Source organism: Methylobacterium sp. 22177, from assembly GCF_052045615.1.
GTDB classification, from domain to species: domain Bacteria; phylum Pseudomonadota; class Alphaproteobacteria; order Rhizobiales; family Beijerinckiaceae; genus Methylobacterium; species Methylobacterium radiotolerans.
Genome location: NZ_JBQEPK010000003.1, coordinates 124,606 through 139,911 on the forward strand (window position 1 = coordinate 124,606; position 15,306 = coordinate 139,911).

Consider the following 15,306-nt stretch of genomic DNA (forward strand, 5'->3'; position numbering starts at 1 on the left):
CGCCTCGCGCGCGCAGCCCGAGAGCCGCTCCCGACCGTGGCATCGCCGCTGGCGCCCCCGGCGGCTTATCGTGCTATGGCCGTGGCGACTGACTCGCGGGGGCACGCGGGGCACGGCGGCCCGGTGAGGTCGCGGCCTCGCGCAGAGATGGTGCGGAACGGGACCATTGCGTGATCTTCTGACCGCGCTGGCGTGCGCCGTCATCCTGGTTCTCGTGGCGGCGCTCGCGGTCCCGCCCTTCGTCGACTGGCAGGCCCATCGCGGGCTGGTCGAGCGGGCGCTCGCCCGGTCCCTGGGCGTTCCAGTCCGGACCGACGGCCGGATCGAGGTCCGCCTGCTGCCGTCGCCGCGGCTGCGCGTCGATCGCCTGCATCTCGGCACCGATCCGGACCGCCCGAGCCTGGATGCCCGGTTCGTCAAGGCCGAGATCGCCCTCGCGCCGCTCCTGAAGGGTGAGTTCCGCTTCACCGAGACCCGGATCGGCCGGGCCGAGATCAAGCTCCCGGTCGCCGGCCCGGACACGCTGAAGCTGCCGCCCGATTTCGGCGGAGCCCTGCGCGACCGCGACCTCGCCATCGAGAACCTGCAGATCCAGCAGTTCCTCGTCACCACGCAGGTCCCCGCCACCGGGCGGACCGACCAGCTCTACGTCCAGGACCTCCGCCTGCAGGCGCCGGCCCTGGTCGGGCCCTGGCGGATCGAGGGGACGAGCGGCGGCATCCCGTTCCGGGCGGTCAGCGGCACGCCGGGGCCGGACGGGCGCCTCGCCGCCAAGATCTCCGGCGGCGGCGACGCGGCGCCGCGCTTCGAGGCGGACGCGCGGTTCGGCCTCGTCCCCGCCGAGGCCGGCGGCACCCAGGTCGAGGCCGAGGGCTCCGCCCGCCTCGTCGTCGGGCCGCCGACCCAGGCGGCCGGCGCCTACCTGCCGTTCTCGCTGGCCGGCACCTTCAAGGCCCGGGGCACGCAGGTGCGGTTCGAGGCCATCGACCTCGCCATTGACCCCGGCGGCCGGGCCCTGCGGCTCGGCGGCACCGGACGGCTCGACCTGCGCCAGTGGCGCGCCGGTCTGACCTTGGACGCCCGCCGCCTCGACCTCGACGCCTTCCTGACCTCGGCGGAGGGGCAGAACCTGATCGCCCGCGGCCTGCCGCGCGCGGCCGGCAGCCTGCCGGCGATGCTCGACCTCGACCTCACGGTGGGCAGCGCCGTTCTGGGGGGCGAGGACTGGTCGAACCTCGCCCTCACCGGCACCCTCGAGCGGGCCGGCGGCCTGCTGCTGCGCCGCTTCGCGGTAACTGGCCCGGCCGAGTCCACCGTGACAGCGAGCGGGCAGGTCGAGACGGCGCCGCTGCGCTTCTCCGGTCCGGTGGCGCTCGCCGCCCCCGACTCGGAGGCGCTCGGCCGCTACCTCCGCCGCCTCGGCGCCGAGGGGCCGCTCGTCGCGCTCCTCGACGGGCGGAAGATCGAGGCCGCCGCCGACCTGTCGGCCGCCGGCACCGGCCTGTCCCTGCGCAACATGCGCCTGGGCCTCGGGCCGGCGCGGATCACCGGCAACGCCCGCTACACCGCCGCCGAGGGCACCGAGCGCGGCCGGTTCGAGGCCCAGATCCGCGCCACCGGCCTCGACATCGCCGGCCTGCCGCCCCTCGGGACGGCGCTCGGCACCCTGCGCGACACCGACCTCGCCCTGACCCTGGAGGCCAAGGACGTCCGGTTCGGCGCCGCGGGCTCCGGCACCGGCACGATCGCGGCGCGGATCCAGTCGGACGGCGCCGGCCTCACGGTCGACAGCCTCGACGTCACCGACCTCGCCGGCGCCAGCGCCCGGCTGTCCGGGCAGATCGGCGCGGACGGGACCGGCCGCGTCTCCGGGCGCCTGAAGGCGCCGGCGGCGGCGCCCCTGCTCGGCCTGCTCGAGCGGGTCTGGGTGGGCGAGATCCGCCTGCTGCCCGCCTTCCTGCGGGACGCGCCCCTCGACCTCGCCGTCACCCTCGACCGGGAGGGCGGCGCGGCCGCGGCCCTGCGGACCCAGGCCCGGGGCAGCGCCGGCGGCGGCACCCTCGACCTGACGCTCGCGAGCCGCGGCGCGCGGATCGAGGGTGGCACCGCCACGCTCGCGGCGCCGCGGGCCGGGCCGTGGTTCGGCCGCACCGACATCCCGGGGCTCCAGCAGCCCGCCGAGCTGCACCTGACCGCCGAGAGGCCGGACGGCCAGGACCTCGCCCTGACGGCGAACGGCACGGTCGCGGGCCTGCGGCTCGCCACCGGCCGCCCGATCCTGGTCGGTCCCGACTTCGTCCCGACCGGCGGCACGCTCCGCGCCGACACGGCGGACCTGGCGCCGTTCCTGACGCTGGCCGGCGCCGCGACCCTGGCACCGGGGGCGTGGCCGGCCGACCTCACCGTCACGCTGTCGCGGCAGCAGGGCGAGGCCGCCGCCGCGCTCGCCGGCACGGTGGCGGGCGCGGGGGTGAACGGGACGCTGCTGCGGGCGGCGGGCGGGGCCCTGCACGGCCGCCTCGCCCTCGACCGGCTGTCGATCCCGCAGCTCGCCGCCGCCCTGGTGATCCCGCCGGGCGCCAACGGCGCGTTCGCGCCGCCGACCGCCCACCCGGCCGTGTCCCTCGACGTCCGCGTCGCCAGCCTGGATCTCGGCCGCGGCCTCGTCGCCACCGACGCGGCCGCCGCCCTCGGCCTCGCCGACGTGGGCCTCACCCTGCGCGACCTGACCGGCAAGCTCGCCGGCGGCCGGCTCGCGGGCTCGGTGACGGTCGCCCGGCCCGGGGCCGGGGCCTCGGTCTCGGGCTCGGGCAGCCTCGACGGCGCGGCGCTCCCGATCCTGGCCGGCGGACCGTTCGGCGGCCGCCTGAGCGCCGACCTGCGCTTCGCCGCCACGGCCGAGACCCTGTCGGGCCTCGCCGACAGCCTCTCGGGCAGCGGCGCGCTCACCCTGACGGACCTGAGCCTGCCCGCGGCCGATCCCGCGGCCCTCGGCCGGGCGCTGGCCCGCGCGGCCGAGATGGACGACCCGCTCCGCGAGGGGCGGCTCCAGGCCCTGGTCACCGAGGAGCTCGCCCGGGGCGGCGCGCAGGCGCGGGGATCCGCCCGGGCCGCCGCCACGATCGTGGGGGGCGTGCTGCGGGCCGGGCCGTTCGACCTCGATCTCGGGCCGGCCCGCTGGGCCGGCACCGTCGGCTACGACCTGCGCGCCGGCCGCCTCGACGTCCGCGGCACGCTCATGGGCGGCCCGGTGCCCCGCGGCTGGAATGCCGGTCCGCCCGCGGTCCAGTTCGGCCTGACCGGGCCCCTGAGCGCGCCGGAGCGCGCGCTCGACGTCGGCACCCTGTCGAACGGCCTGGCGGCCTTCGTGCTCCAGCGCGAGCTGGAGACGATCGAGCTGACCGAGGCCGACCAGGTGGAGCGTCAGCGCCGCCGCGCCCGGATCGAGATGGACCGCGCCCGCGCGGCGGCCCTCAAGGCCGCGGCCGAGAAGGCCGCCGCCGACAGGGCTGCCGCCGACAAGGCCGCCGCCGACAAGGCCGCCGAGGAGGCGGCGAAGCGGGCCCGCAATCCGGATGAGGGGATCTCCCAGCCGCCGGCGCCCGCCGAGGCCCGGCCGTGAAGCCCCGGCCGCGTCCCGACGGGCCGGGGCGACGCGGAGGCCGCGAAGGGGCCGTCCAGAGCCGACGGTGACCCCCGGAGCCCGCCTCCGAGGCTCGCCGGGGCGGGCACCGCGGGATGAGGGCTTGGAAGGGGGCGATCACCCCGAGAGCCTCGGGCGCAGCACCCCGTCGCGGGCGCCGCGCCCGCGCGGCGCTCAGACCTTGCCCACCGCCATGAGCGCGAAGGCGTAGATCAGCGCCACCTCCTCCAGCCGGTCGAACCGGCCGGCGGCGCCGCCGTGGCCGGCCTCCATGTTGATCCGCAGGAGCACCGGCCCGCCGCCCGTCATGGTGGCGCGCAGCCGCGCGACCCACTTGGCCGGCTCCCAGTAGGTCACCCGCGGGTCGGTGAGCCCGCCGAGCGCCAGGATCGCCGGGTATTCCTTGGCGGCGACGTTGTCGTAGGGCGAGTACGACAGGATCGTCCGGAAGGCGGTCTCGCTCTCGCCCGGGTTGCCCCATTCGGGCCATTCCGGCGGCGTCAGCGGCAGCTCCGCGTCCAGCATGGTGTTGAGCACGTCGACGAAGGGCACGTCGGCGACGATCCCGGCGAACAGCTCCGGCGCGAGGTTGGCCACCGCCCCCATCAGCATCCCGCCGGCCGACCCGCCGTGGGCGACGATGCGCTTCTCGGACGTGTAGCGGGCCTCGATCAGCGCCCGCGCGCAGGCGATGAAGTCCGTGAAGGTGTTGGGCTTCTTCTCGCGCTTGCCGTCGAGGTACCAGCGCCAGCCCTTCTCGGTGCCGCCGCGGATATGGGCGATCGCGTAGACGAAGCCGCGGTCGACGAGGCTCAGCAGGTTCGTGCGGAACGCCGCGGGCATCAGCGTGCCGTAGGAGCCGTAGCCGTAGAGCAGCAGCGGCGCGCCGCCGTCGAGGGCGAGGTCCCGGCGATGCAGCAGCGAGATCGGCACCTGCTCGCCGTCGGGCGCGGTGGCGAAGAGCCGCCGGGTCACGTAGGCGGCCGGGTCGTGGCCGCTCGGCACCGCCTGCCGCTTGCGCAGGAGCCGGGTGCGGGCCGCGCAGTCGTAGTCCCAGGTCTCCGACGGGGTCGTCATCGACGAGTAGACGAAGCGGATCGTGGCCGTGTCGAAGGCGAGACCGGCCCGCAGGCCGAGGGAGTAGGCCTCCTCGGCGAAGGCGACCGTGTGCTCGGTACCGTCGGCGAGGTCGCGCACGACGATCCGCGGCCTGGCGTTCTCGATCTCCAGCCGGATCAGGTGGCCGGCCAGCAGGTGCAGGTGGCGGATCATCACCCCGGACCGGTGCGGCACGAGGTCGGTCCAGCGGGCGCGGCCCGGATCGTCGAGCGGCGCGATGACGATCTTGAAGTCCTCGGCGCCGTCCGCGTTGGTGCGGATGAACAGGCGGTCGCCGCGGTGCTCGACCCCGTAGATCAGCAGCGGCGTGCGCGGCTCGACGAGGCGCAGGGGGGCGTCCTGCGCGTGCCGGTCGAGGAGCCGGACCTCGGAGGTCTCGTGGTCGCTCACCGTCACGTCGAGGAAGGCGCCGGACTGCGTCTTGCCGATGTGGACGAAGTAGCCGGCGTCGGCCTCCGTGTAGACGGTCTCGTCCTCGCTCTGCCCCGTGCCGACGCGGTGGCGCATCACCTTGGCGGGCCGGTGGTTGGCGTCGACCGCCACGTACCAGAAGCTCGCACCGTCCGCGGCCCAGACCGCCTCGCCGGAGGTCGCCTCGACCCGGTCGTCGAGGTCGAGGCCGGTGGCGACGTCGCGCACCCGGATCGTGTAGAGTTCCGAGCCCTTGGTGTCGACGCTCCAGGCGAGGCGGGCGTGGTCGTCGGAATGGACGGCGGCGGCGATCTCGAAGAACGGCAGGCCCTCGCCCTCGCGGTCGCCGTCGATGAGGATCGTCTCGTCCGGGTCCGGCCCCGACTCGGGCACGTCGGGGGCGGTGGCCGGCCGCCGGCAGATCAGCGGGTGCTGCCCGCCCTCGCGATGGCGCGTGTAGTAGGCGAAGGGCCCGTCGGGCTCGGGGACGCCGCTCTCGTCCTCCTGGATCCGCCCGCGCATCTCGGCGACCAGCTGGCGCCGCAGCTCCGCGCTCCCGGCGAGCGCCGCCTCGGCGAAGGCGTTCTCGGCCTTCAGGTAGGCGGCGATGTCGTCCGGCAGCGCGGCCGGGTCCTTCAGGACCGTCTGCCAGTTCTCGGCCTTCAGCCACGCGTAGTCGTCAATGATCTCCTGCCCGTGGACGCTGAAGCGCCGCGGCCGGGCCTCGGCCACCGGCGCGCCGGTCCTGTGAGCGAGCAAGCCGTGGCCGATCTCCGTCATCGTCTCTCCCGTCGGGTCCCGTCGCGCGCGGGTGTCGCGTCCGGGTGAGCGGATGTGTCCCGCCGGGCGCGCGGATGCAAGGCGTCCGGAGGCGGGGCCGGGGCGGGAGCCCTGTGCCGCCGGCCGGGTCGGCGCGGCCGCGGGACCGGCGCCGACCCGTTGCCTCGCGGCATCGGTGGCGCGGGAAACGGCCGGGCCGCGGACGGGATCCGCGCGTCCGGTCCCGCGCCGGAGCGGCGTCCGGAGCCGCGCCGGGACGGCCGGATCGGGCGGTCTCGGCGGGGACCGCGAACCCGCCAGGGACTTGGCGCAGCGGCCGTTTTCCGCCGCGTCCCGGCACCGGAGCGCCCCGGGTGCTGCACAGGTCGTGACAAGTCGAGCCGAGCACAGGCCTGAGATAACCGGCCTGGGATTATCCGGCGCCGCGATCCGTCCGACCTAAAGGGGGATGTGCGGATGGTGGAATGGCCGATTCGATGCATGTTGTGTCTGCGGATTACCGGAAACATCGTACGAAGCGTGGGACAACGGGCGTTCTGGCGGGTGTCGCGGGGGTGCTGAGTCTGCCGGTCGAGGCGGCGGAACTTCCCGACCGGCGAAAATCGCAGCTCATCGAGCACGTGCGGATCTGCTCGGCCTACGGCCAAGCCTTCTTCTTCATCCCCGGCACGGATACCTGCCTGCGCCTCTCCGGCCGCGCGCGCTTCGAGTACGCCTACCAGCCCTCCTACAGCCGCTCAGGCACCGCTGCCGCCACCCCGGGGGATTACAGCGGCTACCAGGGCCGCCTCCGGATCAACCTCGATGCCCGGACCCAGACGTCCTACGGGACCCTGCGCGCCTTCCTGCGCCTCGACGCCGGGAGCCGGACCGGCTTCGCAACCATGCACGCCGGCGCGCTGAACCGGATCGGCGGCGCCTTCCCGGCCCTGGGCGTCGACCAGTTCGGGCGGGCCCAGCAGCAGTTCAACGTCGACAAGGCGTTCATCCAGTTCGCCGGCATCACCGCCGGCCGCGCCTCGTCGTTCTTCGATTTCTACGCCCACGACTTCGAGTTCATCGTCTCCACCATCGGCTCGGACAATCCCTCGACCAACCTCGCCGCCTACACGGCGACGCTGGGCAAGGGGCTGTCCGCCTCGCTGTCGGTGGAGGACCCGATGTTCCGCCGCACGCCGGTCTACGCGTCCCAGAACGCTCCGGCCTCGGCCTTCCCGAACCCCGGCGCGATCCTCTCGCCCGGGAACCCCGTCGCCCCGATCTTCGTCGGGTACGACGCCGCCGGCCGCCCGACCGGTGTGGGCTTCGTGGACACGGTCCAGCGCAGCCGCATGCCCGACCTCGTCGGCGTGCTGCGCTCCGACCAGTCCTGGGGCTCCGCGCAGCTCTCGGGGGCCGTGCATGAGGTCAACCACGGCCTGCTCAGCAGCGTCGCGTTCGCCGGCTCGAACCTGGGCGCGCCGGTCTCGGTGGGCAACAACCGCGCTCCGGCCGGCGGAGCCTCCGCCCTCGGCTGGGCCGTGCAGGGAGGCGTGAAGATCAACCTGCCGGCGATAGCGACCGGCGACACCCTCTACCTCCAGGGCGCCTACGGGGAGGGCACCGCCCTGTATACCGGCCTGCCGGCCTATAACGGCCCCTGGGCGCAGTCGGCCACGGCGGTGCAGGGGGCGGCCTTCTCCCAGTTCTTCAACGACGGCGTCATCAATCCCTTCACCCAGCGCCTCCAGCTGTCGACGAGCTACTCGTTCACGGCGGCGATGCTGCACTACTGGACGCCCGCGGTCCGCTCCGCCTTCTTCGGCTCCTACGGGGCCCTGAGCTTCGCCCGCGGCGCCCGCGCGGCGCAGGGCGCCTATTTCGGCGTGACCGGGACCGGGCCGGGCACCCCCGGGACGCGGTTCTTCGACCTGAGCCAAGTGCTGCGGGACAGCTACCGCTTCGTCGCCGGCGCCAACCTGATCTGGTCGCCGGTGAAGGAGTTCGATATCGGCGTCGAGGCGATCTACACGCGCTACGGGCCCCGGAGCGGCCGCATCCTCGACCTGGGCCGGTATCCCAACCAGAACGCGGCCTACGTCAACAACCCCGCCAACCCGGTCTCGACCGCCCGCCACGTCGACGTCATCCAGGTGCGCGCGCGCGTGCAGCGGGACTTCTGAGGGCGGCCGCGGGCGGCGAGACCGGCTTGGCCGGGAGCCGGTTCCGACCTCGGGCGTTGAACCGCCGGCCGTGGCACCCATCACGGCCGCCGGTTCGATCCCGAGGTGCCGACATGGACGCGATCCCCGATCCGCAGCCCGATCCGCAGGACGATCAACCCGCCGCGGACCTGGAGCGCGTCAACGATATCCTCGCCGTCTGGGCGGCGCGCTCCGCCGCCGAGAGCGACGCGCTGATCGACCGGTTCGAGGCCATGGGCTACGAGGTCCGCGGCAAGTCCGAGGATGAGATCGCCGACGTCCTGCACCGGCCTCCGACGCGCGCCGCCGCGAGATAGCTGTGGGTTGTAGGTAAAAAAGCCTTGACCTTCTAAGTTTTCCTGAGACACTGGGGGCTTCGCACGTCCGTCGTAGCATGCACGGAACAAAACATGAACAAATCTTTCAGGGGCGGCCGTTCAGCCACCGCGGGGGCCCGCCCGCGCGGCGCCGCCGCGGGCGACCTCCCGGCGGAGGCGTCGCGCCTGCTGGCGCGGCTCGGCGAGCCGGGCGCCTACGCGCGGCCCGACCCCCTCGTCGAGGAGGCGCTGGTGACCCGGCGGGGCGGCGACGGGATCTCGGTGGGGAGCGGGCGCTTCGCGGCCGCCTCGGGGCGGGCCCTGGCGGCGGCCGATCTGGCGACGTGGAACGCGGCCGGCACGCGCCTGACGATCAGCGAAGCCGGGCGGGCGCGCCTGCGCCGCGAGGCCCGGCCGGGGGACCTGGCCTTCGCGGACCAGCACCGGGAGCTGGCCGTCGTGCAGGGCGGCGCCGGACCGACCCTGCGCAACGCCGCCGAGAACCCCCTGGCCTGGATGGTGCGCCGGCGCGGCCGGGACGGCGCGCCGCTCATCGACGCGGCCGCCTTCGAGGCCGGTGAGCGGCTGCGGCGGGACATGACCGCCGCCGCCCTGCTGCCGCGGATGGGCGCGGATCTCGGAGCGCCCCGGATCGACGGCGGCGGCCCGCGCGACCCGGCCTCCGCGGCCGACCACGTGATCGCGGCCCGGCAGCGGGTGCGCGGCGCCCTCGACGCGGTCGGGAGCGACCTCTCGGGCCTGCTGATCGACCTCTGCGGCTTCCTGAAGGGGCTGGAGCGGATCGAGGCGGAGCGGCGCTGGCCGGCCCGGTCCGCCAAGGTCGTGGCCCGCATCGCCCTGGGGCGGCTCGCCGAGCATTACGGTCTGGAGCGGGAAGCGACCGGACCGGACCGGGCCCGCCTGCGCCTCTGGCGGGGGTGAGGCCGCCCGGGCCGCTCAGGCCTCGGCGGCGAGCCGGACCGCGTCGCGGTGGATGCGCTCCGCCATCGCCCGCACGCCGTTGGAGCGCTTCGACGTGACGTGGGCGCCGAAGCGGAGCTGTCGGAACAGGTCGAGGCCGTCGGTCTCGGCGGCCTCCCGGGGGGTCTTGCCGGTGTAGAGCGCGATCATCAGCGCCACGAAGCCGCGCACGATGAACGAGTCGCTGAAGCCGTGCAGGACGAGGCGCGGCGTGCCGTCCGCCCGCTCCGCGCGCGTGTCGATCCAGACCTGGCTCTCGCAGCCGTGGACGCGGTTCGCCTCGGTCCGCTCCGACTCGGGCATCGGCGGCAGGGCGCGGCCGAGCTCGATCAGGTATTCGAGCCGCATGTCGTCGTCTTCGACGATCTCGAAATTCTCGATGATGGTGTCGATCGGAGGGAGCATGCTCGGCCGGGTCCGGAGAGGTCTGCGCCGCTATAGGCCGGCCGCGCCGCCGTGGCGACGGGGTCCGGCGCCGCGGGCGCTCATTGCGCGCCGGGCCGCGCCGGCGGCAGGGTCAGCCACAGGGGATCGCCCGGGCTGGCATCGCCCGCCACGGTGATCTCCGCCTGCGCCGCGTAGGCGGCGATGAGGCGGGGGCCGAGCTTCGGGACGTTCGGCCGTCCGGACTCGGCCATGTCGCTCACCCCCGAGACGATCGCGAGCCGCAGGGGCGCGCCGGCCTCGATGTCGATGGCGATGGAGCAGGCGACGTGCTCGGCGGTGGCGTCGAGGCACTCGGCCACGATCTCCGCGACGATCATGCCCAGTGCGTTGGCGGTGCGCGGCTCCACGAGGCCGTTCCCGGAGCCGCCGACCTGGACGCCGATCCGCCCGGCGCGCCGGAGCTGCCCGAGCCCCGAGGCGAGGCGGTGCAGGTAGTCCTTGAGGTCGATCGACGCGATGTGCGGCGCCTCGTGCAGGTGCTGCTGCACCAGCGCGATCGCCCGGACCCGCTGGCCCAGCGCCTCGAAGCTGCCGCGGCAGGCGTCCGGGGCCGCCCGCCCGTAGAGGCCGATCAGGCTGACCATCACCTGGAGGTTGTTACGGACCCGGTGATAGACCTCGGCCAGCAGCGCCTCCTTCTCGGCCAGCGCGTGCTCGATATGCTCCTCCGCGTGCTTGCGGTCGGTGATGTCGAAGCAGGAGCCGAGATAGCCCTGGAACCGGCCGTCCTCGACGAGCGGGCGGGCCGTGTCGAGGAGCCAGCGGTACTCGCCGTCGTGCCGCCGCAGGCGGAACTCGACGGTGAACGGCGCCCGCGTCGCGAAGGCCTCGGCGACGATCCGGGCGTGGCGCTCGAAATCCTCGGGATGCAGCCCGCTGCGCCAGCCGAGGCCGAGCTCCGCCTCCAGGGGGCGGCCGGTGAATTCCAGCCAGCACTCGTTGTGGTGGATCGCGTGGCCGGCCTCGTCCGAGCGCCACATCATCAGCGGCACGACGTCGGCGAATCGCTTGAAGCTGTCGCTCAGGGCGGCGGCTTCCGCGGTACCCTGTGCCGGACCCCGACCCGGGTTCCCCGCGGGGCCGTTGCCCGGCGAGTCTTCCGCGCCGGACCCTGGTGGCTCACCGACCATTCTGTACCCGATTCACTCTGACGAACTGCGTGAAAGGCGACGCCTGCGTGCGGATGGCGCCGGTCAACGTGTCGACCGGACGGCCGTTCCGGTCCTGAACCGCCTTCAGATCCGCCAGTCAGCGGGACATTAGCGGCAATACCTTTCGAGCCCGTTCAGCATCCCGCCGTCGTGCGGGCCCGCACAGGTCGAACGACCCGCCGCGTGGCCCGGCCGGCGGACCGGCCACATCCCCCGCGCACAACCTGTAGCCGGTCATGGGATAACCGTAGATCGTGCGTGACGCCTCGTCTCAGTTGTGTCTTTTGGCATCAGACACAACCTTGAGGATACCGTGCTGCCTGCCCCGACCGCGACAAGCGCCGCCCGCCGCGGACGGCGCCCTGTCCGTCACCCCCCTCGGAGCGCCGCCCGCTGGCCGGTGCTCGCCGGCCTCGTCCTCATCGGCCTGTCGGGCGGCGCCGTCGCCCGGCCGTTCTCGGAGCCCGACGACCGGACCCTCGACCGCCACGGCCATTACCGCAGCCGGGACGGGTCCGACGTGCACCGGCCGGCCAAGAGCCTCGACGGCGGGAAGCCCGCGGGGGTTACGGCCAAGTGCCGGGACGGCACGTGGAGCTTCAGCCACACGCATCGCGGCACCTGCTCCCGCCACGGCGGCGTGGCGCACTGGGAGGGCTGAGGCTCCGCACCCTGCCTTAAATCCTATGGCCGCCGCGAAATAGGAATTTACACTTGACACCGGCGCGCTGTCGGGGTATCACCTCGGCACGGTCGAGACGTGTGCGGAGAGACGCCGATGTGGCCACCCCCTCCCGGCCGGGCGGACAGCCGCGCCGAGGCGCTGACGCTCCTGCGGGAGACCGACCTGACGTTCGACGCGATCGGGGACCGCCTCGGCGTCCATCCGAGAACGGTCCGCACCTGGAACGCCCGGGCCGGCTGGCCGAGGCCGCGGCGGTTGCGGCCGCGACTCCTGACGCGGCGCTGGCCGGCGGCGCGCCGCGCCGCCCTGATCCGCCTGCTCTGCACCCCGGGCGCCGATCCGGGCGACGTCACCGAGGTCCTGGGTCTCGGCCGGCTCGACGCGGGGATGATGGCCTCGGCCTTCGGGGTGGACCTGCCGCTGCCGCCGGCGGTCACCGGGCGCGGCGACCCGGCGGCCGATCCGGCGACCCTGCGGGCGCGTCTGCGCGCCCACATCGCCCGGCAGATCGCCGCCTTCGACGCGGCGCTGAGCGGGGCGGGGCCGGGCGCGCGCGACTCCGCCCGGGTCCTGCGCGACCTCGGCGGGCTCAAGCGGCTTCTCGACACGGTGGATGCGGCGGGCGCGCGCGCCGCCGCGGGGGAGGGGGGCGATGGCACCGAACCCGAACCCGACCTGCCCGCCCTGCGCGCGGAGATCGCGCGACGCGTTGCTGGCTTTGTCGGCGGCCGGGCGGCTGCCTGACTTCCTCGGGACGCTGCCGCCGGATCTCCTCCGGGCGCTCGCGGGCGACTGGCTGCACCAGGCCCGGCCGGACCAGCTGCCGCCGCCCGACGCGGAGCCCTGGACCACCTGGGCGGTGATCGGCGGCCGCGGCAGCGGCAAGACCCGCACCGGGGCCGAGTGGGTCGACGCCCTCGCGCGGGGCGACCCGGCCTTCGCGGCCGCGCCGGTCGGGCGGATCGCCCTGGTGGGCGAGACCCATCTCGACGTGCGCGACGTGATGGTCGAGGGGCCCTCCGGCCTGCTCGGCCTGCCGGCGCGGGGGCGGACCCGACCCACCTGGTCGCCGAGCCGCCGCCGCGTGGAGTGGAGCAACGGCGCCGTCGCGCTCGCCTTCTCGGCGGAGGAGCCCGACGCCCTGCGCGGCCCGCAATTCGGCGCCGCGTGGTGCGACGAGGCCGCCAAGTGGCGCCGGCCCGAGGCGGCCTTCGACATGCTGCAGTTCGGGCTGCGCCTCGGCGCCCGGCCGCGCAACCTCGTGACGACGACGCCCCGGCCGGTGCCGCTGATCCGCCGCCTCCTCGCCGACCCGCGCACGGTGGTGAGCCGCGCCCGGACCCACGACAACGCCGCGCATCTCGCGCCCGATTTCCTCCAGCAGGTGGTCGGGCGCTACGCCGGCACGCGGCTCGGCCGGCAGGAACTCGACGGCGAACTCATCGCCGACCGGGACGACGCCCTGTGGACGCGCGCCGCCCTGGAGGCGGCCCGGATCGCCGCCGCCCCCGATCTCGGCCGGATCGTCGTGGCGGTGGACCCGCCCGCCGCCTCGGGCGCGCGCTCGGATGCCTGCGGGATCGTGGCGGCCGGGCGCGCCGGTGGGCACGCCTACGTGCTGGCCGACGCGAGCCTCGCCCGCGCCACCCCGCAGGCCTGGGCAGCCGCGGCGCTGGCGCTCTACCACCGGCTCCGGGCGGACGCCCTCGTGGTCGAGGTCAACCAGGGCGGCGAGATGGCCGCCGCCGTGCTGGGCCAGTGCGACCCGGCCGTGCCGGTCACCCGCGTCCACGCCACGCGGGGCAAGTACCTGCGCGCCGAGCCGGTCTCGCTGCTCTACGCCCGCGGGCTGGTCCACCATGTCGGCGCCTTCCCGGCGCTGGAGGACGAGCTGTGCGATTTCGGGCCGGACGGGCTGTCCGGCGGGGCGTCGCCCGACCGCCTCGACGCCCTGGTCTGGGCGCTCACGCACCTGATGCTGGAGCCCCGGGCCGCGCCGCGGATCCGGCGGCTCTGACGGGGAGGGCCCGAAACAATTCGGCGCGCTTCGGGAGAAGCGCGCCGGAGTCGGTTCGTGGTCTCTGGAACGAACTGCATGCTGTATACACAATGTCGTGCGCCAAATCTGTAGCGATCAGGCCACGGCACGCGGTCCTGTGCTGGGAATCCCCACCGTAATTCTCCTTATTGCGCGGCGGCGACGGGCAGATTGAGCGGCGGATTTGTCGGGATGATCCGCGCCGTCCTTCCGGGGCGCCGCGGGCGGACCCTCAATCCTGACCGGTCATCGGTGCCCGACGCCGGCACATCGGCGTGCCTGGCCGCCGGGAGTCCGATCGCGCGCCCGGTCGCCCCCGCCGCCATCGCCCCCGCCACCGCCGCAGGCGCCGCCGGCGCCCGAAGCAAAGCTGCCGGCTCCGGAGGGGCGGGAGCCCTGGGCGCGCCGCGAGCGCCGCGCGGCTCGCATCCCGCAGCGGGGGAAGGGGACGGGCGCGACGACGAAGACCGCGAGTTCGAGGGCCTGCCTCCCGTCCATCGGAGCCGCCGTCGGTTCGTCGGTCCGGACGTTCCAGCACGGGCGGGTGTCGGGGCCGTCACGGGGGCGCCGTCAGGCTCCGCAGGGCCGCCCGGACGTCGGCGAGGGCGCCGACCAGGGCGTAGCAGGCGAAGTCGTGCGCGCCGGCGGCGGCCTTCGCCAGCCGGAAGCGGCAGCTGAGGCGGTTCGCCCCGGCCTCGGGGGCGATCGCGAATGCGGGCCGCGGCGCGTCGGGCTCCTGCTCCGGCGGGCCCGGCGCCCAGACCGCGAGGGCGTGCGAGCCCTCCGGCGTCGCCAGGATCACGGGGTCCGGCCGCTCCCCCGCTCCGGGGTCGAGGGGCGCGATCCCGCCGGTGGCCGGGTCGAAGCGCCAGGCCGCGGAGAAGTCCGCCGGCACGGCGGCGGCGAGGGGTTCGAGGCGGAGCGCCGCCGCGGGCTCGGCCAGCACGAAGCTCGCCTGCACCTCCACGGCGTTGCCGAGGCCCGGCAGGCCGAGGGCGACCCGCTTGCGCAGGATCGGGGCCGGGATCGCGGGGCTCGCGGGCGCGGTCGGGCAGTCCGAGGGGGGCTCGTCGGCCGGGTCGGCGGCGCCGTCCCAGGCCATGCGGGTCTCGGTCTCGGCCCAGCTCCGGCCGGCGCGCAGGGCGCGGAGCCGGCGGGCCGCCGGCGCGCCGGTCCCGTCCTGCGGGGTGCCGGCCTCGCTCGCGCGGCGGCAGCCCGCGCCTGACCCGACCTCCGCCCGCGCCTGCAGGGCGTCGCCGGGCTCGGTGTCGGCGAGGAAGGTGACGCCGTCCCAGGTCAGCGTGTCCACCGCCCCGGCGACCCGCCGGGACAGGCGCAGGCTGATCTCGGACCGGCCGAAAGGGTGCGCCAGGATCAGCGTCCCGTCGGGCTCCGGCCACAGGGGCACGGGGGCGGGCGCATCCGCCGCCCGGGCCGGCGCGGCGAGGAGCGCCGCGACGAGGCCGCCGAGACGGGCGGCGCGGGCGCGCGCCCGGAACCGCGCCTGGGGCCGTGTGGGGATCCGGGGCTGCATCGCGTGACCATAGCTCA

The 15,306-nt window shown here is 75.3% G+C and carries 11 protein-coding genes; 7 read left to right on the plus strand and 4 right to left on the minus strand.

Annotated elements, in window-relative coordinates; translation table 11 throughout:
• The first annotated feature begins 166 nt into the window (after positions 1 to 166).
• Positions 167 to 3,622 (plus strand): AsmA protein, encoded by a 3,456-nt coding sequence (locus tag ACTJK8_RS05075; protein ID WP_440761616.1) that lies wholly within the window; start codon positions 167 to 169, stop codon positions 3,620 to 3,622.
• A 195-nt stretch (positions 3,623 to 3,817) separates the two neighbouring features.
• Here the strand turns inward: ACTJK8_RS05075 and ACTJK8_RS05080 are convergent, their stop codons facing one another.
• Positions 3,818 to 5,953 carry a S9 family peptidase gene (locus ACTJK8_RS05080; protein WP_440761617.1) on the minus strand — a complete coding sequence of 712 codons (2,136 nt, stop codon included), beginning with the start codon at positions 5,951 to 5,953 and terminating at the stop codon, positions 3,818 to 3,820.
• A gap of 464 nt (positions 5,954 to 6,417) precedes the next feature.
• Between ACTJK8_RS05080 and ACTJK8_RS05085 the strand changes: the two genes are divergently transcribed.
• From ACTJK8_RS05085 to ACTJK8_RS05095, 3 genes are all read left to right on the plus strand, one after another.
• On the plus strand, positions 6,418 to 8,115 hold the full coding sequence (locus tag ACTJK8_RS05085) for a porin (RefSeq protein ID WP_083461040.1): 1,698 nt from the start codon (positions 6,418 to 6,420) through the stop codon (positions 8,113 to 8,115).
• A gap of 113 nt (positions 8,116 to 8,228) precedes the next feature.
• On the plus strand, positions 8,229 to 8,453 hold the full coding sequence (locus tag ACTJK8_RS05090; RefSeq protein ID WP_024828485.1) for a hypothetical protein: 225 nt from the start codon (positions 8,229 to 8,231) through the stop codon (positions 8,451 to 8,453).
• Positions 8,454 to 8,546: 93 nt separating this feature from the next.
• Positions 8,547 to 9,395: a DUF6456 domain-containing protein gene (locus tag ACTJK8_RS05095; protein ID WP_440761618.1), complete on the plus strand. Its 849-nt coding sequence runs from the start codon at positions 8,547 to 8,549 to the stop codon at positions 9,393 to 9,395.
• 15 nt (positions 9,396 to 9,410) lie between these two features.
• Here ACTJK8_RS05095 and ACTJK8_RS05100 read toward each other — a convergent pair whose 3' ends face one another.
• Together ACTJK8_RS05100 and ACTJK8_RS05105 are read right to left on the minus strand one after the other, a co-directional pair.
• Positions 9,411 to 9,839 (minus strand): SufE family protein, encoded by a 429-nt coding sequence (locus ACTJK8_RS05100; RefSeq protein ID WP_012321867.1) that lies wholly within the window; start codon positions 9,837 to 9,839, stop codon positions 9,411 to 9,413.
• Between the two features lie 80 nt (positions 9,840 to 9,919).
• Positions 9,920 to 11,011 (minus strand): sensor histidine kinase, encoded by a 1,092-nt coding sequence (locus ACTJK8_RS05105; protein WP_012321868.1) that lies wholly within the window; start codon positions 11,009 to 11,011, stop codon positions 9,920 to 9,922.
• Positions 11,012 to 11,432: 421 nt separating this feature from the next.
• Here ACTJK8_RS05105 and ACTJK8_RS05110 point away from each other — a divergent pair, with 421 nt between their 5' ends.
• From ACTJK8_RS05110 to ACTJK8_RS05120, 3 genes are all read left to right on the plus strand, one after another.
• A complete protein-coding gene (locus ACTJK8_RS05110; protein ID WP_440761619.1) occupies positions 11,433 to 11,693 on the plus strand; it encodes a DUF3761 domain-containing protein in 261 nt (86 codons plus the stop codon).
• Positions 11,694 to 11,810: 117 nt separating this feature from the next.
• Positions 11,811 to 12,461 (plus strand): helix-turn-helix domain-containing protein, encoded by a 651-nt coding sequence (locus ACTJK8_RS05115; protein ID WP_012321870.1) that lies wholly within the window; start codon positions 11,811 to 11,813, stop codon positions 12,459 to 12,461.
• Complete coding sequence (locus ACTJK8_RS05120; RefSeq protein ID WP_029359854.1) at positions 12,436 to 13,734, plus strand: DNA-packaging protein; 1,299 nt, start codon at positions 12,436 to 12,438, stop codon at positions 13,732 to 13,734. Before ACTJK8_RS05115 ends, ACTJK8_RS05120 begins: the two co-directional genes overlap by 26 nt.
• A gap of 577 nt (positions 13,735 to 14,311) precedes the next feature.
• On the opposite strand, the gene ACTJK8_RS05125 is transcribed toward ACTJK8_RS05120, so the two are convergent.
• Complete coding sequence (locus tag ACTJK8_RS05125; protein WP_053621852.1) at positions 14,312 to 15,289, minus strand: hypothetical protein; 978 nt, start codon at positions 15,287 to 15,289, stop codon at positions 14,312 to 14,314.
• Positions 15,290 to 15,306 lie beyond the last annotated feature (17 nt).